This is a genomic window from Pseudarthrobacter sp. Hb11 (assembly GCF_059383655.1).
The window spans coordinates 57,983-76,843 of the sequence record NZ_JBWZCM010000011.1; the positions used below are offsets into that span (position 1 = coordinate 57,983).

Annotated in this window: 18 protein-coding genes; 8 read left to right on the forward strand and 10 right to left on the reverse strand. The window is 65.7% G+C overall.

Annotation, left to right across the window (positions count from 1 at the left end; genetic code table 11):
* Positions 1–108: 108 nt before the first annotated feature.
* Positions 109–345, forward strand: a complete 237-nt coding sequence (locus tag AC50X7_RS14590) for a hypothetical protein (RefSeq protein ID WP_494979682.1) — start codon at positions 109–111, stop codon at positions 343–345.
* Between the two features lie 94 nt (positions 346–439).
* Here the strand turns inward: AC50X7_RS14590 and AC50X7_RS14595 are convergent, their stop codons facing one another.
* Entirely contained in the window at positions 440–700 is a 261-nt protein-coding gene (locus tag AC50X7_RS14595; protein WP_494979683.1) for a hypothetical protein, read from the reverse strand.
* 224 nt (positions 701–924) lie between these two features.
* Between AC50X7_RS14595 and AC50X7_RS14600 the strand changes: the two genes are divergently transcribed.
* The gene (locus AC50X7_RS14600; RefSeq protein WP_494979684.1) at positions 925–1,788 is read left to right on the forward strand and encodes a fumarylacetoacetate hydrolase family protein; all 864 of its coding nucleotides are present in this window, start codon (positions 925–927) and stop codon (positions 1,786–1,788) included.
* Positions 1,789–1,831: 43 nt separating this feature from the next.
* On the opposite strand, the gene AC50X7_RS14605 is transcribed toward AC50X7_RS14600, so the two are convergent.
* The 4 genes from AC50X7_RS14605 to AC50X7_RS14620 all read right to left on the reverse strand — a co-directional run bounded on the left by AC50X7_RS14605 (position 1,832) and on the right by AC50X7_RS14620 (position 5,409).
* Positions 1,832–2,224, reverse strand: a complete 393-nt coding sequence (locus AC50X7_RS14605) for a universal stress protein (RefSeq protein ID WP_104043286.1) — start codon at positions 2,222–2,224, stop codon at positions 1,832–1,834.
* 61 nt (positions 2,225–2,285) lie between these two features.
* A complete protein-coding gene (locus AC50X7_RS14610; protein WP_494979685.1) occupies positions 2,286–3,890 on the reverse strand; it encodes a tripartite tricarboxylate transporter permease in 1,605 nt (534 codons plus the stop codon).
* Positions 3,890–4,402, reverse strand: a complete 513-nt coding sequence (locus AC50X7_RS14615; protein WP_494979686.1) for a tripartite tricarboxylate transporter TctB family protein — start codon at positions 4,400–4,402, stop codon at positions 3,890–3,892. The genes AC50X7_RS14610 and AC50X7_RS14615 overlap by 1 nt, the downstream gene beginning before the upstream one ends.
* Positions 4,399–5,409 (reverse strand): Bug family tripartite tricarboxylate transporter substrate binding protein, encoded by a 1,011-nt coding sequence (locus AC50X7_RS14620; protein WP_494979687.1) that lies wholly within the window; start codon positions 5,407–5,409, stop codon positions 4,399–4,401. The genes AC50X7_RS14615 and AC50X7_RS14620 overlap by 4 nt, the downstream gene beginning before the upstream one ends.
* Before the next feature lie 372 nt (positions 5,410–5,781).
* Here AC50X7_RS14620 and AC50X7_RS14625 point away from each other — a divergent pair, with 372 nt between their 5' ends.
* Both AC50X7_RS14625 and AC50X7_RS14630 read left to right on the forward strand, forming a co-directional pair.
* Positions 5,782–7,356, forward strand: a complete 1,575-nt coding sequence (locus AC50X7_RS14625) for a sensor histidine kinase (RefSeq protein ID WP_494979738.1) — start codon at positions 5,782–5,784, stop codon at positions 7,354–7,356.
* A complete protein-coding gene (locus tag AC50X7_RS14630) occupies positions 7,353–8,033 on the forward strand; it encodes a response regulator (protein WP_494979688.1) in 681 nt (226 codons plus the stop codon). Before AC50X7_RS14625 ends, AC50X7_RS14630 begins: the two co-directional genes overlap by 4 nt.
* Before the next feature lie 15 nt (positions 8,034–8,048).
* Here AC50X7_RS14630 and AC50X7_RS14635 read toward each other — a convergent pair whose 3' ends face one another.
* From AC50X7_RS14635 to hutG, 3 genes are all read right to left on the reverse strand, one after another.
* Positions 8,049–9,059, reverse strand: a complete 1,011-nt coding sequence (locus AC50X7_RS14635) for a cation diffusion facilitator family transporter (protein WP_494979689.1) — start codon at positions 9,057–9,059, stop codon at positions 8,049–8,051.
* Positions 9,056–9,205, reverse strand: a complete 150-nt coding sequence (locus AC50X7_RS14640; RefSeq protein WP_494979690.1) for a hypothetical protein — start codon at positions 9,203–9,205, stop codon at positions 9,056–9,058. Before AC50X7_RS14640 ends, AC50X7_RS14635 begins: the two co-directional genes overlap by 4 nt.
* A gap of 91 nt (positions 9,206–9,296) precedes the next feature.
* Entirely contained in the window at positions 9,297–10,247 is a 951-nt protein-coding gene (hutG, locus tag AC50X7_RS14645) for a formimidoylglutamase (protein WP_494979691.1), read from the reverse strand.
* 181 nt (positions 10,248–10,428) lie between these two features.
* Between hutG and AC50X7_RS14650 the strand changes: the two genes are divergently transcribed.
* Positions 10,429–11,733, forward strand: coding sequence for a cation:proton antiporter (locus AC50X7_RS14650; protein WP_494979739.1), 1,305 nt, complete (start codon positions 10,429–10,431; stop codon positions 11,731–11,733).
* A 62-nt stretch (positions 11,734–11,795) separates the two neighbouring features.
* Here AC50X7_RS14650 and AC50X7_RS14655 read toward each other — a convergent pair whose 3' ends face one another.
* A complete protein-coding gene (locus tag AC50X7_RS14655) occupies positions 11,796–13,238 on the reverse strand; it encodes an NCS2 family permease (protein ID WP_494979692.1) in 1,443 nt (480 codons plus the stop codon).
* A gap of 113 nt (positions 13,239–13,351) precedes the next feature.
* Here AC50X7_RS14655 and AC50X7_RS14660 point away from each other — a divergent pair, with 113 nt between their 5' ends.
* A complete protein-coding gene (locus tag AC50X7_RS14660; RefSeq protein ID WP_494979693.1) occupies positions 13,352–13,957 on the forward strand; it encodes a copper resistance CopC family protein in 606 nt (201 codons plus the stop codon).
* Between the two features lie 6 nt (positions 13,958–13,963).
* Here AC50X7_RS14660 and AC50X7_RS14665 read toward each other — a convergent pair whose 3' ends face one another.
* Positions 13,964–14,590, reverse strand: a complete 627-nt coding sequence (locus AC50X7_RS14665; RefSeq protein ID WP_494979740.1) for an NAD(P)-binding protein — start codon at positions 14,588–14,590, stop codon at positions 13,964–13,966.
* Positions 14,591–15,013: 423 nt separating this feature from the next.
* On the opposite strand from AC50X7_RS14665, the gene AC50X7_RS14670 reads away from it, so the two are divergent.
* Positions 15,014–16,051 carry a universal stress protein gene (locus AC50X7_RS14670; RefSeq protein WP_494979694.1) on the forward strand — a complete coding sequence of 346 codons (1,038 nt, stop codon included), beginning with the start codon at positions 15,014–15,016 and terminating at the stop codon, positions 16,049–16,051.
* Between the two features lie 129 nt (positions 16,052–16,180).
* Positions 16,181–18,853: a PEP/pyruvate-binding domain-containing protein gene (locus tag AC50X7_RS14675; RefSeq protein ID WP_494979741.1), complete on the forward strand. Its 2,673-nt coding sequence runs from the start codon at positions 16,181–16,183 to the stop codon at positions 18,851–18,853.
* Positions 18,854–18,861 lie beyond the last annotated feature (8 nt).

Genomic DNA, 18,861 nt, shown 5'->3' on the forward strand with positions numbered 1-18,861 from the left:
TCGACACGGTCATCGGGCGGGCGGGGAGTGTAGTAGAACTGAAGGTGTAGCAAAAGTCACATCAGCGAGGCTGTGGCGTGGAACATATACAAAGGGGTAGAAGTTCAAATGAAAGCACGTGGGGCAGTCTTATCAAGGCGCAATGCCCATTCCGCCGCGGTTTCTAACTGGAGGACCCTTCAGGCCGGGGAACGCGTCGAGATTATCAAGCAGGCGCATGTGGTAGCCACCGGGGAGGTGGAAGAAGTGTCCCAGAGCGGGAACGTTCTGTGGCTCGTGCCGGCTGGTCCGTCCGAGAAGGAGCTCTTTTTGAAGTCCGACGGCGTGCAGGTGCGCCGCGCCTGACAGTCTTAGCAATCGCAAACAAATGTCCCCGCCACTGCTCGACGCAGGGGCGGGGACATTTGTTTGTGCGCGGAGAGGCATCCGTCGCAAACTGTCAGGCGGCGATGGCCTCGTAGGTCTCACCGAAAGGCACTGATTCATCCAGCGCTACCGTGTAGCGTCCCGGACGGAGCCGGGTGACCAGGATGCCGCATGCGGCGTCCTGGGTAGCTACCTCGATCAGCTCAGCGACTGCCTCTTCCAAGCCGGCGTGCATTTCGCCTGCAGAGGAAAACTCCAGGTCGATTGTCTGGCTCAGGGGCTCTTTCGTGGAGACGGAAGTGGCCGGAACGCGTTCCAGAGTGGCTGTAGACATGTACTGAACTTTCTGTGTTTTGTCCCCAGGGCCTACCCAGTCTACCGGCTGCCCTGCTTAATGTCAGATGACTGCCCAATAGAAGGCAAGGCCCGGCTCTTGCGAAACCCGCTTTCTCGAAGGCAGCACAGTCACAAACGGTGCGGTGGCGGAAGTGCTGCCGCCTCCGCCACCATGGTGGTAATCCATCAAGAGTCGGACTCCAAAAAAGAAGGAAATCCTGTATGAAGATCATGCGACTGGGGGACAACGGCAAGGAACAGCCCGCGGTCCTGACGTCATCCGAAGACGGAGCCGAACAGTACTTCAGCTTGCTGCCCCTCACCCGGGACGTGGACGGCGCCTTCCTGGCAGCGGGAGGGTTGCGCAGGGTCCGGGCAGCGCTGGACGCAGGTACCCTGCCAATCCTGGCGGAAGCAGCGGCCCTCCGCGTCGGCGCTCCGCTGGTCCGCCCCGGAGCAGTAGTGGGCATCGGCATGAACTACGCCGCCCACGCGGCTGAGTCAGGTTCCGCGCCGCCCGAGATTCCCGTGGTGTTCCTCAAACCGACCAACACCGTGACGGGACCTTACGACCCCGCCCCCGTTCCGCCGCAATCCCGCAAATATGACTGGGAGGTTGAGCTGGGCATCGTGATCGGCAGGGAAGCCAGCTACCTCCGGTCCGTTGACGAGGCTGTGGACTGCATCGCGGGCTACGTCACCGCCAATGACTTTTCTGAGCGGGAGTACCAGATCCCCGGGGCAGCCGGCCAGTGGACCAAGGGCAAGACCCTGCCCGGCTCCACACCCCTGGGACCCTGGCTTGTTCCAGCAAGCGCCTTGGACGGCGGGAACCTCCCCCTGCGCAGCTGGGTGAACGGTGAGCCGCGCCAGGACTCATCCACCGCGCAGCTCATCTTCGACGCCCCCACCCTGGTCCACCACTGCAGCCAGTACATGCGCCTGGAGCCCGGGGACGTAATCCTTACCGGAACGCCCGAAGGTGTGGCGCTCAGTGGCCGCTTCCCCTACCTCCAGCCTGGAGACGTCGTCGAGGTGGAGGTAGAGGGGCTGGGCCGCCAGCGCCAGGAGCTGTTCCGCGCCTAGTTGCGGTGCGGTGCGCCGTGCCCGGTCGGGCCGGCTGCAGTCCCTAGCCGGCCTTCACAGCCAGGACCGGGCAGTCGGCCTCGAGCAGGATCCGCTGGGACACGCTGCCCATGATGAGCTTGCCCACCGGCGTGCGGCGGCGCAGCCCGATCACGATCAGCTCGGCGTTGTGCTCCTCCGCGGCGTCCAGGACCTCGGCGGCGGCATCGTGGCCACGGACCGGCTGCTTGATCACGTGCTGGATGCCCTGGGTGGCCAGGCGGTCCTCGATGCTTTGGATCTCCGGCTCCTGGGCGTAGCGGTTGTCCACCAGCGCATCTCCCTTGGACGAGTTGATGACCAGCAGTGTTGTGTTGCTCTTCCTGGCTTCGGCGATGGCCTGGGTGAGGGCTGCTTCGCCCTCGGGGGTTGGGACGTATCCCACCACGATGGTCATGGTGTCTCCTTGTTCTGCTGATTGTGGGTAACTGAATGCCGTGAAGCGGTGCCGGCGGCCTCTAGTCGCCGCCGCCATCGGATGCGTCGCCGGAGTCCGCCCGGTGGCTGCCGTGGCTGACGCTGCCGCCAGCCTCCCTGGGGACCGTTGCCACAGAGCCGTTTGCGGGCACAACAGCAGCCGGACGGTTCAGCCGGACCAGCTTGAAGAGCAGCGGCCACAGCAGGATGATTCCCACAATGATGTAAATAACGACGGCGATCGGCTCGCTGAAGAGCCCGGCCGGATCACCGGCGCTGAGCTGCAGCGTCTGCCGGAGCTGCTTTTCAATGCGCGGGCCGAGGATGACGCCGAGGATCAGCGGGAGCACCGGAAGCCCGAAACGCCGCATCATGAAGCCCAGCGCGCCGAGCGCCAGCAGGAGCACCAGGTCAAACGCCTGCAGGTTCACCGAGTAGGCGCCCAGGGTGGCGAAGAACAGGATGCCGGCGTACAGGTACGGGCGCGGGATTTGCAGGAGCTTCGCCCACATCGGTGCCAGCGGCAGGTTGATCAGCAGGAGCAGCAGGTTGCCGATGAAGAGGCTTGCGATCAGTGCCCACACCAGGGGGCCCTGGCTCGAGAAAAGCTGGGGTCCCGGCTGGATGCCGTAGCTGGTGAAGGCTGCGAGCATCACTGCGGCAGTCGCGTTGGTGGGGAGGCCCAGGGCCAGCATGGGCGTCAGGGTGCCTGCAGCTGCGGCATTGTTGGCTGCTTCCGGACCGGCCACGCCCTCGATGGCGCCCTTCCCGAACTCCTCGGGGTGCTTGCTAAGGCGCTTTTCCGTGACGTAGGAGAGGAACGTGGGGATCTCGGCGCCGCCGGCCGGGAGTGCACCGAAGGGGAAGCCGAAGGCGGTGCCGCGGAGCCAAGGCTTCCAGGACCGCTTCCAGTCCTGCTTTCCCATCCACGGGCGCCCCACCGGAATGACCTGCAGGGGGTTGCGGCGCAAATGCGCTGCCACCCAGAGGGCTTCGCCGACGGCGAAGATCGCCACCGCCACCACCACAATGTCCAGGCCATCCGCCAGGAGCGGCACGCCGAACGTGAGCCGGGCCTGGCCCGTGACTACGTCCAGGCCCACCAGGCCGATGGCAAGGCCCAGGGCCAGCGAGGCGAACCCCCGAAGCCGGGACGAACCCAGGACAGCGGTAACGGCCAGCAGGGCAAGCACCATGATTGCGAAGTAGCTCGGCGCGCCCAGGCTGACGGCAAAGTCCACCACGATCGGCGCGCAGACTGCCAGGAGGGCGGTGCCAATGGTGCCGGCAATGAAAGAGCCGATGGCCGCCGTCGCAAGCGCCTGGGCCGCACGCCCCGCCTTGGCCATTTTGTTGCCTTCAATCGCCGTCACCACTGACGACGATTCGCCGGGTGTGTTCAGCAGGATCGAGGTGGTGGAGCCGCCGTACATGCCGCCGTAGTAGATGCCGGCGAACATGATGAAGGCGCTGGTGGGTTCCAGGGCGTAGGTGACCGGGAGCAGCAGAGCTACAGTCATGGCCGGGCCAAGGCCCGGAAGGACGCCGACAGCGGTGCCCAGGAGCACCCCGATCACGGCGTAGAGGAAGTTCATGGGGGTCAGGGCGGTGGCGAAACCGTCCATCAGTGAGGACCAGACGTCCATCAGAGGATTCCTTCCAGGAGTCCGGCCGGCAGTGCGATGCCAAGGCCGAGGTAGAAGCCGTAGAAGGTCAGCAGGGACAGGGCCACGGAGATGAGCCCGTCGCGAATGTAGTGGCGGCTGCCCAGTGCCAGGACGCTGCCCCAGAACAGCAGGGTGCCGGAGATGACCCAGCCGGCCCAATCGATGAGCAGGATGTTGAGGATAAAGGCGCCGGCCAGGGGCAGAACCGTTTTCCAGTCGGCAGGGTGGGTCAGGTCCACGTCCTCGCCGCCTTCCGCCTCGCCCTGGCCGCCACGGAGTACGTTGACGGCCAGCAGGACGGCGCAGATCAGCAGCATGGCGCCCACGATGAACGGGAGGGTTTTCGGTCCTACCGGATCAGACTGGGAGTACGGGGTGGAAATCCGGGCCGCGTCCCAGATGACCAGGCCGCCGGCCGCGCCAAGCAGGAGGGCAACCCCCAGCTCGGCGCGGCCTTTGAGCCGTGAGGCCACTGTTGGGGAGGAACTCACGCCAAGCCAAGCTTCGTGAGGACGTCCGCCACCCGCTTGTCCTGCTCGGCGAGGAAGGACTCAAAATCGTCGCCGGTGATGAAGGCGTCGGTCCAGCTGTTGGTTTTCAGCGCCTCTTTCCACCCTTCGGTGGCGTGCATCTTCTCCAGTGCGGCGATCAGGGATGCCTTGTCCTCGTCGCTGATGCCGGGAGGGGCAACGATGCCGCGCCAGTTGGTGAATACCAGGTCGATGTTGGATTCCTTCAGCGTGGGGGCGTCCACGCCTTCGAGCCGCTCCTGGCCGCTGGTGGCCAGTACCCGGACTTCGCCGGATTCGATCTGCTTGAGGTACTCACCTGCGCCGGAGGCTGCGAAGCCCACCTTGTTTCCCAGGATGGCCGGGAGAAGGTCCCCGCCGCCGTCGTAGGAAACGAAGTTCACTTTGGTGGCGTCGATGCCCACGGCGCCGGCGAGCTGCATGGGCAGCAGGTGGTCCGGGCCGCCCGGGGAGGAGCCGCCGCCGACGCTGATGGAACCGGGATCGGCCTTCCAGGCGGCAACCAGATCATCGATGGACTTGTATGGCGAATCCTTGCTGACCATGATGGCGCCGGGCTCTTCGATGAGCTTGGCCAGGGGAGTGGTGGCCGTGAGCTTGGACTCGGACTTGTTGGTGTAGCTCGCGCCCACCACGCCCAAGCCCATCAGCATGGTGAGGTCGCCGTTGCCCTTTTCGTTGACGATGCGGGCCAGGCCCACGGTTCCACCGGCACCGGCGAGGTTGAAGACCTCAGTGTTGGTGGCCACCTTTTCGTCGTCGAGGACTTTGGCGGCCACGCGGGCGGTGGTGTCATAGCCGCCGCCGGGGGTGTTGGGGACCATGATCTGGAGGCCGGAGATTGGCCCGGCAGCAGCGCTGGAGCTTTCCGAACCGGTGGAGCTCTTGCCGGTGGCACCGCAGCCGGTGGCCATCAGGGCGATGCCGGCGGCGACGGCGGCGACTCGCAATGCGCGGATCTGGCGCATGTTGTTCCTCTTCTCAGTGATGCAATGCAGTACAGGATGATCAGCGAAACCTGATCTGTCCTTCGATGCTAGGCCCGGTGGTGATGACCATCACTCTTGTGTACGCAGAGAAAGTTAAGTTCATTGCGTTCACGTTTCCGGCGCCCCACCGGCCCTCCCTCTTGCCTCGGGCAGCATGGCTTCTCCGGCGGCTCGGCGCCAGGACGGGCACAACGGCGGTCTCCGCTTATCCGTTGTTGGCCTGCGGTATAGTTCCGATACGCCGGGAGGGACCGGCCGTGCGCTCTGCACACCTTCGCCCCCGGGCGCCTGAACCACCACTAGCGCCCGAACCACCACTAAAGGAATCACGCAGTGACTCGACGAAGAGGAATGTCCCTCGCCGGGCAGTACCTTGTACTGCAGTTGCTGATTGTCCTGGCCGTCCTTGTGGCCGTGGTGGCCATCTCCCTGGCCCAGTCTGCCGCTGCGTTCGAGCGGATCGAAGGCCGGCGTGCGCTGTCCGCCGCCGAAGCCCTGGGCAACAACCCCGCAGTAAGGGCACTGTTGCCCGACGCGGAACCACGGGTGGGCTCCGCCCTTCCCGCAGTGGCGGAATCGGTCAGGACAGTCTCCGGGTCATCCCAGGTGGTGCTCGCAAAGCTGGACCAAACGGTGGTTGCCGCTTCCGATCCGGGACTGTTGGGGAAACCCTTGGAACTTGGTGCCAGCAGGGTGATGGACGGCCGTGCCTGGACCGGCGTGCTCGGTGGCAGCGGCACTGCCGTCCTGTCCGCGCACGTGCCCGTGCTTGACGACGCCGGAAAGATGATCGGCATCGCCTCCGTCAGCCGCGACTACCCCTCCACCCTTGAACGGTTGGGCGACGCCGTTCCGAACCTCCTGACGTACCTCGGCGTCGCGAGTGTCCTGGGTGTTGCGGGGTCCCTGCTGCTGTCCCGGCGCGTCAAACGGCAGACCCTCGGAATGGAGCCCAGCGAAATCACCGGACTGGTGGAAAACCGGGAGGCCATGCTGCACGGCCTGAAAGAAGGCGTGGTGGCGCTGGACCCGCATGAACGGATCACGGTGGCCAATGACAGCGCACGGAAACTCCTGGGACTGCCGCCGGACTGCGTTGGCAGGAGGCTCGGTTCCCTTCCCCTGGATCCCGCGCTGAAGGCAGTCCTGACCCGCGAGCAGCAGGACCCGGACCAGCTGGTGCTGGTAGGGGAGCGCCTGGTGGTGGCGAACCGCGTCCCCATCCGCTCGCGTGGCCGCGACATCGGCTCAGTAACCACACTGAGGGACAGGACCGAGCTGTCCTCGCTGGAGCGTGAGCTGGGCGCCACCCGCACTGCCACGGACACACTGCGTGCCCAGGCCCATGAGTTCGCAAACCAGCTGCACGTCATCTCTGGCCTGATTCAGATCGGCGAATACGATTCCGTGGTGCAGTTTGTCAACGGTGCCACCGTGGACCGCACCAGGCTCAACGATGAAGTGACCAGCCGCATCCACGATCCTGCGCTCGCCGCACTGCTGATCGCCAAATCCAGCCTCGCCACCGAACGGGGCGTGGCACTGCAGCTCGATCCCGAATCCGTGTTGCGTCCGGTCAGCGATGACCTGTCCCGAGACCTCACCACGGTTGTGGGTAACCTTGTGGATAACGCGTTCGACGCCGTCACCGGGCTTCCGCACGCCGCTGTCCGCGTGCTGGTGGAGGACAACCCGGACCACGTCACCGTCACGGTCAGGGACACCGGCGCGGGCGTCCCCGCGGAGGCTTTGGACGATATTTTCCTGCAGGGGTTCTCCACCAAGGAAGCAGCACCGGCGGAGGGCCGAGGCTTCGGCCTGGCGCTCTCGCGGGTGGTCTGCCGACGCTCCGGCGGTGACCTCACGGTGGCCAACGACAACGGGGCAGTCTTCACCGCACGATTCAAAAGAGGTACAACGCAGTGATCAAGGTGCTCATCGTCGATGACGACTTTATGGTGGCCAAAGTCCACGCCGGGTTCATTCAGCGCACGCCCGGGTTCGGGGTGGTGGGGGTAGCCCATACCGGCGCCCAGGCCGTGCTTGAAACGGAACGGCTGCAGCCAGACCTGGTACTTCTGGACATCCACCTTCCGGACATTAACGGGCTGGACCTCATGCACCGGCTGCGGGACGTGGCACCGGAGCTCGACGTGCTGGTGATCAGCGCTGCCCGCGAGGTGGAAACAGTACGCAAGGCCCTGCGGGGAGGGATTGTCCACTACCTGATCAAACCGTTTTCGCAGTCGGACCTGCAGGAACGCCTGGAGCACTACCGGAGCGCGTACCAGGGCCTGGATTCCGCCAAGGACGTGGCAGAGCAGTCGGACGTGAACCGGGTGTTCGGCCTGGACGGCGCTGGTACCCAAGGCGGGCGGCCGCTTCCGAAGGGCTGCAGCATCGAGACGCTCAAGCTTGTGGAAGCCACGCTTAATGCCGCGGAGGGTGATCTCTCCGCGGCCGAGGTGGCGGAACAGTTGGGCACGTCGCGGGTCAGCGCCCGCCGGTACCTTGAATACCTGCATGACGAAGGAACGCTGGAGGTCCGGCTCAAGTACGGGGTGGGGCGTCCGGAGCGGCGCTACGTCCTTAAGGGCCAGTAAACGGAGCTCGGCGGCCTAACGCTCCCCGCCTGACGTCGGGCCGGGAAGGAACTCGGAGGGCAGCTTTGCCACCGGGACGATCACCATGTCCTGGACTTTCCAGTCCATCTTCACGCAGGCGTCACGCGCAGCCTCAAGCTGTTCGAGGGCGGGCATAACCTTTCCGGCCGGGACCACGAAGGACTCCACGTGGAACACGTGTCCCTCGTCGCGGATCCTTGACTTGGCATCGTCTGCCCAGTCGAGGCTGCGGAGGTACTCATCCAGTTGCCTGCCCAGCGGGTGGGGTTTGCCATCGTCGTAGGTCATGGCGCGCTTGTCCATCAGGGCGGAAACGGCGGCGCGGGTGTTCTTGAAGCCATCATGCAGGATGCTGGCCGAGATGATCAGGGCCGCAGCGTAGTCGGCCCACCAGAGCCCGATGCCGATTCCCGCCACCCCGGCCACGGCTGCTATGGCCGTCATCCAGTCGGCTTTGTTCATGTCCGCATCCGCGTACAGAACTTTGTCGTGCAGCTTCTCGGCGAGCTTCATCTTGATCCTGCCAAGGACAACCGGCGGCGCGGCAGTCAGGACCATCACGCCCATCATCAGCCACCCCAGCCAGATGGTGTTGCCGAACAGCTCGATGCCGCCAATGGTGGGATGCTCGGCCTTGAGCAGTCCCAGGCCGGATTCCACCAGGATGTAGCCGCCCATCACCGTCAGCGCGACGGCTGCCACCAGGTGTGCCACCCCGGTGGACCGGTGATAGCCGTAGGGATGCTTCTCGGAGGGAGGTTTGCGGATGGTGCGCGCCGCCACAAGGAAGGCGATGGGCGGCAGGAAGGAGAGCAGGTCCTCGATCCAGGCGGCATTCATGGCCTGGGAGTTTCCGAGCACCAGGAACACCATGGTGGCGGTGACCACCAGGAAGCCTATGGTGGTCCATTCGATCCTGATGGCCTTGCGCAGCGCCTCCTGCTGTTCCGGCGGCAAATCGGTATTCCCGAAACGGACTGCGTCATGACTCTTGAGGTTTGTCATTTCTGCTCCTTCGCTGCCACCAGGAACTTATCGAGCTCCAGCAGGAAGGCATTTTCGCCCAGCGGCACCAGCATGACGTGCTTGTGGAGGTTCCCACGCCCGTCACGCGATTCCACGTAAGGGCGGGTGATGCCGGCGTGCGTCACCCACGGCTTCCGTCAGTAAAAAGTCCAATATTGGACAGCCTACTTACTTTTTTGGTGAATGGCGCATGGTGGGAGGCCCGCCAGGGAACGATCAGCGCAGCAGCGTGTTGATCAGGCGCGCGGCGACTTTTGCGGTCCTGCCATCGATATCAACCCCGGGGTTCAGCTCCGCGACGTCCAGGTGCAGCAGCTTCCCGGACTGGGCCACCTGCCGGCACACGGCACTGATGACTGCCAGTGGTACGCCGTACGCTGCGGGTGCACTGACGCCGGGCGCCACCGCTGCCGGCAGCACGTCAAGGTCGATCGTCAGGTACAGGACGTCAACGTCGGCCAGGAATCCTGCCACGAACTCCCGCACGCGCTCCGCGCCGCAGTCCTCGTCCAGCAGGTACCGCACGCCCAGTTTCTGCGCGGTGTCGAAAAGGGCGCGTGTGTTGTTGGGTTCGGAGATTCCGACGACGGCGTACCGGAAGTCGCGGCCGGCGGCGGCTTCTGCCCGGGCCATCTGGAGGAACGGGGTGCCGGAGCTGGCTTCGGGCTCGTCGCGCAGGTCGAAGTGGGCGTCGAGGTTCAGGACGCCCAGCCGGCGGCCGCCCTGTACAGCGGCAGATCCGGCCACGCCCAGGTAGCTGGCGTAGGCGGTTTCGTGGCCGCCACCCAGCACTACGGGGAGCCGCCCGCCGTCGAGGATCGCCGCAACTGCCTGGCCGGCTCGCTCCTGGCCGGCCTCGAGACCGGTACCGGAAACTACCACATCCCCGGCGTCGGCAACCGGGCGGTCCAGGTGGAACGCCAGTGGGCCGAGGGCGGCGCGCAGTGCAGCGGGAGCGGCAGCCGCTCCCGTCCGGCCCTTGTTCCGCCGCACGCCCTCGTCGCTGCAGAAGCCGAGCAGGACGGCCGTCTTGGGGGCCGCGGCTGCAAGTCCGGCGTCGTACGGCGTTACCGCCTGCCACCAGCGGCGGTGCTCGGCGCCATCGCCGTCAAACCTTCCGGTCCAGGGCTTTGGCGGGACGTCGACGGCAGGGAGGAAGGCAGGCATGCTCCAAGCTCACCGCATGCCCGTGGCGAAAACCAGCAACGCCGCCGTCGTGATGTCTGGAATCCAAGAATCCTCCATGTGGAAACTGAACCGGCTATTGTGGAGCAATCCCTCCACCGGGACCTACAGTGCCTTCGTGACGCGCAACCCCCGTGCAACGTCAAAGGCTGGAAAGAGCAACATGTTCGAAGCCCCCAACATCCTGTACGCCGCCGCCGGCCTGGCAGTATTCACCGCCGCCGTGCTCCCCAAACTGCTGCGCGATATGCCCTTTTCCATGCCAATGGTCTTTTTGGGGGCGGGGATGGGGGCGTTCGCCCTGATCCCCACCCTTCCCGACCCGGACCCGATAGCCAACAGCGACTTCGTTCTGCACCTCGCGGAAGTCTGCGTGATTATCTCCCTCATGGGCGCGGGGCTGGCCCTGGACCGTCCCGTGGGGCGCAAACGGTGGGCCACCACGTGGCGGCTGCTGGGAATCGCCATGCCCTTGTGCATTATTGCCCTGACCCTGCTGGGCCTGTGGTTCCTTGGCCTTGGCCTTGGCGCCGCACTGCTGGTGGCCTCGGCCCTCGCACCCACGGATCCCGTGCTGGCTTCCGAGGTGCAGGTGGGTGAACCGGCGGACCAGGAAGAGGGTGCAGACAAGGAAGACGAGGTCCGGTTCGGCCTCACCTCCGAAGCCGGCCTCAATGACGGCCTTGCCTTTCCGTTTGTCTACCTCGCCATTGCCATCAGCATCGTCGGTTCATCCCCGTCGGCATGGTTCCCTGAGTGGTTTGGGGTGGACGTACTGTGGCGGCTCGCCGTTGGGCTCCTCCTTGGTTTCCTCACCGGCAAGGTGCTGGCCAGGATATTCTTCTCCGCCCGGGCCGAAAGCCTGCGGCTCTCCAACCACTCTGAAGGATTCGTGGCGCTCGCTGCCACATTCCTTGCCTACGGCCTCACAGAGGTGGTCGAGGGCTACGGATTCATTGCAGTATTTGTCTGCGCGGTCACCATCCGCGCAGCAGAGCACACGCACGGCTACCACCGAGTGCTGCACTCCTATGTTGAGCAGCTGGAGCGGCTCCTGACAGTAGTTATCCTGGTCCTGCTGGGTGGCGCGATTGCCCGGGGACTGCTCGAAGGCATCGGTTGGGCCGAAGTCCTCGTGGCCCTGGCGTTCCTGCTGGTGGTCCGGCCGCTGGCAGGGTGGCTGGGGCTGCTGGGCGGCAAAACCGGGCCCCGCGAGCGGATCGCCCTTTCGTTCTTCGGCATCCGCGGGATCGGCTCGCTATACTACCTCAGCTATGCACTGGGCAAGGGCAAGTTCTCGGACCAGGCGGAGTGGCTGTGGGCGTTCGTGGGCCTGGTGGTGGCGCTCTCCATCGTGATCCATGGCGCCACCACCTCGCCGCTGATGAACCGGTTGGACAAGCTCCGCGAGAAAAAGGCCCGCGCAGTGTCGGGTGATGAAGGACTTGCCCCCAACACTCCCGTGTAGCGGCCCGGCACTCCGGCCAGGCCCTGGCCCGGGTTTAAACCAGGGCCAGGTTGCTTGCCTGACTACATGCCGATGGCGGCCTCGATGGGGCCAATCGCGAAGAACAGCAGGAATGCCCCCGCCACCGCCCACATCAGCGGGTGGATCTCCTTGATCCGGCCCTGGACGGTGCGGATCAGCACGAAGGCGATGAAGCCGGCTCCCAGGCCGTTGGCGATGGAGTAGGTGAACGGCATCAGCGTGAAGGTCAGGAAGGCCGGAATCGCGATGCCCCAGTCCTGCCAGTCGATCTTGCCCACCTGGGACACCATCATGAAGCCCACCACCACGAGCGCCGGAGCAACAGCCTCGAACGGAACCAGGTTGATCAGCGGGGTGAAGAACATGGCAACCAGGAACAGGAGGCCGGTGACGATCGAGGCGATGCCGGTGCGGGCGCCTTCGCCGATGCCTGCGCCTGCCTCCACGTAGATCTGGTTGGAGGAGACGGAAGCTCCGCCGCCGGCGATTGCGCCGAGCGCGTCCACCTGGAGGACCCGGTCGACGTCGGGAATGTTGCCGTGCTCATCCACCGTGCCGGCCTCGTTCGCCAGGCCCACCATGGTGCCCATGGCGTCGAAGAAGATGCTGAGCAGGATCACGAAAGCCAGCAGTGTGGCCGCCACAAAGCCCAGGTGTTCGAAGGCGCCGAACGGGTTGGCCTTACCGATCAGTGACAGATCGGGCGCAGCCCATTCGGAGAACGTCGGAGCCACCAGGGACCAGCCCTGCGGGTTGAAGGCTTTGCCTGACTGGACGCTGGGGCCGATGTGCAGCGTCATTTCCAGGATCACGGCAATGACGGTGGACGTGATGATGCCGATCAGGATGGCGCCCTTGACCTTGCGCACCACCAGGGCGATGGTCAGGATCAGGCCAAAAACGAACACCGCTGTGGGCCAGCCAAGGAGCTTGCCCTCAAAGCCAAGCCCAACCGGAACAGTGGTACCGGCCACGTCGGGGATGCGGCGGACAAAGCCGGCGTTAACCAGGCCGATCAAGGCAATGAACAGCCCGATCCCCACCACGATCGCCGTCTTGAGCCCCTCGGGTACGGCCTTGAACACGGCGGTCCGGAATCCGGTAAGCACAAGGATCAGCATCGTGACACCGGACAGGACCACCAGGCCCATCATGTCCGGCCACGTGAGGCCCGGGTTGGTGGCGACGGTGACCGCCACAAACGCGTTGACTCCCAGCCCGGTGGCCAGCGCGAAGGGATGCCTGGCCCAGGCTCCCATGAGGATGGTGAGGATGCCGGCAACAAAGGCCGTGACAGCGGCAACCGCCGGGAAGCCCAGCGTGTTGCCGCTGGAGTCCGGAACGGAGAGGATCAAGGGGTTCAGCACCACGATGTAGCTCATGGCGAAGAAGGTGGCGAAGCCGCCGCGGATCTCCCGGGAGAGATTGGAGCCGCGCTCGGTGATCATGAAATACCGGTCCAGGGCAGAGCCTTGCTTAAGCATTAGTCCTCCGGGGGAGTCTTTGGGGATACCTGAATCCTATGGGGGCTCCGGCAGGGTCACCGTCAATTTCGCCTAGTCTGTTAGGAAGCCAACACAGAGGGAGCAGTCCAAGCATGCGTTCCATCCGCCGCCACTTACTGAGCTTTGTGCTCGTGTCCTTCGTATCTGCTGCCGCTGTCCTGGGCCTGGCCGGACCGGCCGCGGCTCACGATGCCGCCGAATCCAGCACCCCTGCCAAGGGTGCATCAGTTGCGGTGCCGCCGGAGCAGGTATCGGTGACCTTCAACAACAACCCGCTGGGAATCGGCTCATCCTTCTCCATCAAGGACGCCTCGGGAGCAGAGTGGGCGGACGGGCCGGTGGAGATCGTGGACAACGTGGCCAGCCAGAAACTTAAGGCGGGCGGCCCGGCCGGGCAGTACACAGTTGCCTGGCGGGTTGTCAGTTCCGACTCGCATCCCATCGAGGGAACCTTTACGTTCACGGCTTCCGCAGCTGCGGAAGGGGCTGGTCCGGCAGCGAGTCCGACGGCGGGCGCTACAGTTCCCGGAATGGGAACCGCTGAACCCGGAGTGACAGCGGCGCCGGAGCCCACCGGTTCCGGGGAACCGTTCCAATGGAGCATCGTTATTTTCGCCGCTGCCGCGGTAGGTTTGCTTGCCACCCTCGCCATCCTTGCCCGCCGCAGGCTCGGAGCGGGCGCCGGCGACGAGGGCTGACCGGCGCTAGCAGGGCAGGATCGCCAGGCTTCGTGTGTACGGGGGAGCCTCGGCCTCCGGGTTGACCTTTGCGGAAATCGCATGGCCCACCGTCTTGGCCTGGCGCAGGACCTCCTTGGGGGAAGGCGTGATCAGCTCTCCCACGCCCACCAAGTAGATGCCGATGGCGCGCATGGCGGCGACGAGGTTGCGGCCCACCGAGATGCCGAAGTCGTTGATCATCCGCCGCAGCTGGCTGTGGGCGCAGCGCGTGAGCACGATATTGTCGGCTACCAGGATGCCCGTGGGCGTACGCACCTCCCACTGCGGGACGGCCACTCCGGTGGACTTGCCGTCCACCATGGTCAATTGAACGGCCCGGGTGGTGTTGCGGACATCCACATCGTGACTGGCGGCATAGTTACGCAGGTGCCGGAGGATTTCGTTCCGTTCCCGGAGCGTTGCCGAGTCCGCCGCGTCGCAGCGCTGCAGCGAAGCTGTGTTGGCCGGCTGTGCGGCCCCCAGGATGTCCAGTCCGTCCACCACAATCGAGTCCACCCCGCGCCGGCATAGCTCGGCGGCCACGGCAAGGCCGGACAAGCCGGTGCCAATAATCACAGTGGTGGTCTGCTCGGTCCCGGCATTCCCAGGCATGCTTGACACTACAGTTTCCTCCTTCGAAGCTTCGGCAGGTGCGGGCGTCCTCGCCCGCGCGCGTCCCGTTACCCCCAAAGTCCGGCCGCAGTGCGTTGCCGGGCAGCTCTGACAGGAAGAGGCAGTAGGCGTCCCGGACCAACAATGTCCTGAAGACTACAGAAGATTTGTGCCGCTGGATAGCCCAATCCAGGAAGATTCCCCTACCGGTGAACACGCTTTCCGGACCACCGCCCGGAGCCTGTGGATAACCGCCGTTTCCTGCCCTGAACAGGCTTGCTAAGCAACGGTGGACAGAGAATAGTGAGAACTGGAAGCGGGCCTTCCTGAGCAGCTTGCGGCTGCGATACGGGTGCACGGGGAACGGCCTGCTTTCTGGCAGAATAGCCGCAACATCAGGCAGTATCGCGAGGAGGCGGCCCAATGGGCGCACAGGAGTTGCATCCGGACCCGGCGCGGGACAGCGGTGGCTCTCATGCCGCCCCCGACGGGATCGTTGTTGGCGTTGACGGGTCGGACCACGGCCAGTGCGCCTTGGTCTGGGCGGCCATGGAAGCCCAGCGCCGCCGCCGTCCACTGCATATTGTTACCGCTTACTCAGTGCCGATCTTCGCTGCGTCCGGCCTGGATGGCGGATACGCCACAGTAGATGATTCAGTAATCCGTGAAGGCGCCGAGGCTGTGGTGCAGCAGGCCCTCGAGAAGGTGTCGGCTTATGACATCGACGTCAGTGCCTCCGTGGAAAACGGGGATGCGGCCGGTGTGCTGCTGGAGATGTCCCAAACGGCAGAGCTCCTGGTCTTTGGCACCCGGGGCCGCGGCGGCTTCGTCGGGAGGCTCCTCGGTTCCGTAAGCAGCGCACTGCCTGCTCACGCGAAGTGCCCAACAGTCACAGTGCCTCTGGTCTGCTCGGACCGGCTGGGTGAAACCACCGAGGACCGGCGGGTCAAAGCCGAGCAGGCCAAGGCCGGGCACCAGCGCGTGGAGAACGTGGTGGTGGTGGGCGTGGACGGCTCGGAGCAGGCCCGGGTTGCTGTGCTCGAAGCCGCGGACCAGGCTGTACGGCTTGGTGCATTGCTCCAGGTAATCTGCGCAGTTCCGCAATACAGCGGTTCGCTGGCGTGGGTTCCTGCTCCAATGGACCGTAAGGCGCTGTTCGCGGACATCCAGCAGACCCTGGACGCAGGTATGGCCTGGCTGCGGAGCCACTATCCCAACCTGTCCGCAGAATCCGAGCTGCTGGACGGCTCTCCGGTGGACGTCCTGGTGGACGCAAGCCGGCATGTGGAGCTGGTGGTGGTGGGGACGCGCGGGCGCGGCGGCTTCGCGGGCATGCTCCTGGGATCCACCTCGGACGGCGTCCTCCATCACGCCAAGGGCCCCGTTATGGTGGTGCCGGACCGTGAGGACCCGCGACTCGCCGACCGGGCCAGCTTCGGGCCGATCCTCGGCGCAGCCTGATCACATCCTGCCGGAGGGAGCGTCACCGTGGCCGCCTACCCACCAGGAGAGACCGGGGGCAGTTCCCGCCAGCCGGACGGGAACACCGGTCCTGCCTTGATCCTGCGCCTCAGCCATGTTGACGGCAGCATGCTTCCGCTGGTGGGAGGCAAGGCAGCCAATCTTGGCGAGTTGATAGCAGCAGGGCTGCCCGTGCCAGATGGCTTCTGCCTGACCACCGAGGCCTACCGGGAAGCGGCCAGCAAGGTCCAGGGCGGGGTGCTGGCAGGGCTCGGCACCCTCCAGGCCGCACTGCAACCAGGCAGCCCCAGCCGGACCACGGAACTGGCGGTGGCGGCGGGCCGGGCACGGGACGCCATCCGGGCCATTCCGGTTCCGCCCCGAATCATTGCCGCCGTGGAGCAGGCGTACGCAGCGCTGGGGAAAGCGACTCCCGTTGCGGTAAGGTCCTCGGCCACGGCCGAGGATCTTCCGTTTGCGAGCTTCGCGGGCCAGCAGGACACGTACCTGAATGTCATCGGCATCGACGCCGTCCTCGAGGCCGTGAGCAACTGCTGGGCCTCCCTCTGGACGGACCGGGCAGTAACTTACCGCGCAGCCCTGGGCATCGCCCCGCACGAAGTAGCCCTCGCCGTCGTCATCCAGCGGATGGTTGACGCTGCGTCGGCCGGGGTAATGTTCACGGCCAACCCGCTGACCGGCAGGCGCCGGGAAGCTGTTATTGACGCCGCACCGGGGCTTGGTGAAGCCGTGGTATCCGGGGCCGTCAATCCGGACCACTTTGTGGTGGACACAGAAAAAGCCCAGGTCCTTGAGCGGAAGCTGGGCGATAAGCGTGTCATGGTGCGCCCGCTTCCGGGCGGTGGAACGGAGATGCAGGACCTGCCCGGCGGGGCGGAGGCTTCCAGCCTCTCAGACGCGCAAGCCGTTGAACTCGCGGCCCTCGGAGTTCAGGCCGAACGGCACTTCGGCTCGCCGCAGGACACCGAATGGGCCATCGACACCGGCGGCGCCCTCTGGCTGACCCAGTCCCGGCCCATCACTACCCTGTACCCGATCCCGGAGAGCCGCTATCCCGGCAAAGGTAGCAGGGTCTACCTGTGCTTCAGCCTGGCCCAGGGCCTCACCCGCCCCCTCACGCCCATGGGCCTGGCGTCGCTTCGGCTTATTGCCTCCTCCGTAGCCAAGGCCGCCGGTTTTGCCGTCCCCGAGCCCCGGCATGGCCCCCCGCCGTTTGCCGAGGCAGCCCAGCGCATTTACTTCGACCTCACCACGCCGGTGAGGAGCAACGTTGGCCGCCGGATCCTGCCACGGGTTTTTGACGTCATGGAAGCCCGGTCAGCCATGGTGTTGCGCCGGGTTTTTGACGACCCCCGGTTCTCGGTAACCCGCAGGACCCCGCTCGGACTGGTGCGCCATGTCCTGCCGGCAGCTGTGCGGGCCCGCGCGCCGGAGTCGATGCTCCGGGGGCTGTTCCGGCCCCAGGCTGCGCTGCGCCGCCTGGACAGCTTTGCCCGGCAATTAGCTGACGACTTGGAGCTGGGGCCGGGGGCCGGGCCGGTTGAACGGCTCGACCACGCCGAGCGGCTCCTGGGGAGCAGGCTCTTCGCGGTCGTCCCGGCCATTCTGCCCCTGCCCGCGTTGGGATTCGCAATGCTTTGGCTGGCGGGAAGACTGCTGGGAGGCACAAATCGCTGGGAGGACCTGCAGAAAGTGCTCCGGGGCCTCCCGCAGAACGTGACCACCGAGATGGACCTCGAGCTGTGGCGCCTCGCATCAGCACTGAAGGATGACCGCGAGTCGCGCACGGTTTTGGAAGCGCGGCAGCCGTCCGAGCTCGCAGCGGAGTTCGACGCCGGGCGCCTGCCCCCTGTCCTGCACGCAGGCCTGGTACGGTTCCTCGAACGTTACGGGCACCGGGCAGTGGCCGAAATCGATGTAGGCATGCCCCGGTGGTCCGATGACCCCACCTACATCCTTGGCGTGCTGGCCAACTACCTGCGCCTCGCCGATCCCGCCATGGCACCGGATGTGCAGTTCAGCCGGGCAGAGGCAGAGGCAGAGGCCGAAGTAGCGCGGCTGGTAGCCGAGGCGCGCCGCCGCGGCAGGGGACGTGCGCTGCTGGTGGCTGCGGCGTTGCGCCGCACTAGGGTTTTCGCCGGGCTCAGGGAGCTGCCCAAGTACCAGCTGGTCCTGGGACTGGCTGAAGTGCGGACGCAGCTGGCCCATGTGGGAGCGGCGCTGGCAGAGGAGGGCCAGCTGGAGGGCCCGGACGACGTCTTCTTCCTGGACTTCGAGGAGACCAGGCACGCACTCGCCGGCCGGAGCGCCAACGGGGCCAGCCAAACCCGCACGCTGCGCGAACTTGTCGTCGAGCGGCGCGCGGCCTACGCCAGCGAACTCGGCAGGCGCCATATTCCACGGGTCCTGCTCTCGGACGGCACCGAGCCTGAGGTGCTGCACGCCGCGAGTGCCAGGGTGGCCGACGGCGTGCTGTCCGGCAGCCCGGCATCGGCGGGTTCGGTCACGGCTCCTGCCCGGGTCATTCTCGATCCCGTTGGTGCCCACCTTGAACCCGGAGAGATCCTGGTGGCGCCGTCCACCGATCCCGGCTGGACTCCCTTGTTCCTGACAGCCGGCGGCCTGGTGATGGAGATGGGCGGGCCCAACTCGCATGGTGCCGTGGTGGCGCGGGAGTATGGCATTCCCGCCGTCGTGGGGGTTCCGGAGGCCACCGTCCGGCTTGCCACCGGACAAAAAATAACGGTCGACGGCGGCGCTGGAACCGTAGTGCCCGCGTAGCCTCGGGC

Bases quoted from the DNA above. Each gene is read 5' to 3' on its own strand.
- AC50X7_RS14660 (WP_494979693.1), top strand. From the start codon at position 13,352: ATGCGTTCCATCCGCCGCCACTTACTGAGCTTTGTGCTCGTGTCCTTC.
- AC50X7_RS14665 (WP_494979740.1), bottom strand. From the start codon at position 14,590: ATGCCTGGGAATGCCGGGACCGAGCAGACCACCACTGTGATTATTGGC.
- AC50X7_RS14655 (WP_494979692.1), bottom strand. From the start codon at position 13,238: ATGCTTAAGCAAGGCTCTGCCCTGGACCGGTATTTCATGATCACCGAG.
- AC50X7_RS14675 (WP_494979741.1), top strand. From the start codon at position 16,181: ATGCTTCCGCTGGTGGGAGGCAAGGCAGCCAATCTTGGCGAGTTGATA.
- AC50X7_RS14635 (WP_494979689.1), bottom strand. From the start codon at position 9,059: ATGACAAACCTCAAGAGTCATGACGCAGTCCGTTTCGGGAATACCGAT.
- AC50X7_RS14670 (WP_494979694.1), top strand. From the start codon at position 15,014: ATGGGCGCACAGGAGTTGCATCCGGACCCGGCGCGGGACAGCGGTGGC.
- AC50X7_RS14605 (WP_104043286.1), bottom strand. From the start codon at position 2,224: ATGACCATCGTGGTGGGATACGTCCCAACCCCCGAGGGCGAAGCAGCC.
- AC50X7_RS14595 (WP_494979683.1), bottom strand. From the start codon at position 700: ATGTCTACAGCCACTCTGGAACGCGTTCCGGCCACTTCCGTCTCCACG.
- AC50X7_RS14650 (WP_494979739.1), top strand. From the start codon at position 10,429: ATGTTCGAAGCCCCCAACATCCTGTACGCCGCCGCCGGCCTGGCAGTA.
- AC50X7_RS14625 (WP_494979738.1), top strand. From the start codon at position 5,782: ATGTCCCTCGCCGGGCAGTACCTTGTACTGCAGTTGCTGATTGTCCTG.
- hutG (WP_494979691.1), bottom strand. From the start codon at position 10,247: ATGCCTGCCTTCCTCCCTGCCGTCGACGTCCCGCCAAAGCCCTGGACC.
- AC50X7_RS14590 (WP_494979682.1), top strand. From the start codon at position 109: ATGAAAGCACGTGGGGCAGTCTTATCAAGGCGCAATGCCCATTCCGCC.
- AC50X7_RS14600 (WP_494979684.1), top strand. From the start codon at position 925: ATGAAGATCATGCGACTGGGGGACAACGGCAAGGAACAGCCCGCGGTC.
- AC50X7_RS14610 (WP_494979685.1), bottom strand. From the start codon at position 3,890: ATGGACGTCTGGTCCTCACTGATGGACGGTTTCGCCACCGCCCTGACC.
- AC50X7_RS14620 (WP_494979687.1), bottom strand. From the start codon at position 5,409: ATGCGCCAGATCCGCGCATTGCGAGTCGCCGCCGTCGCCGCCGGCATC.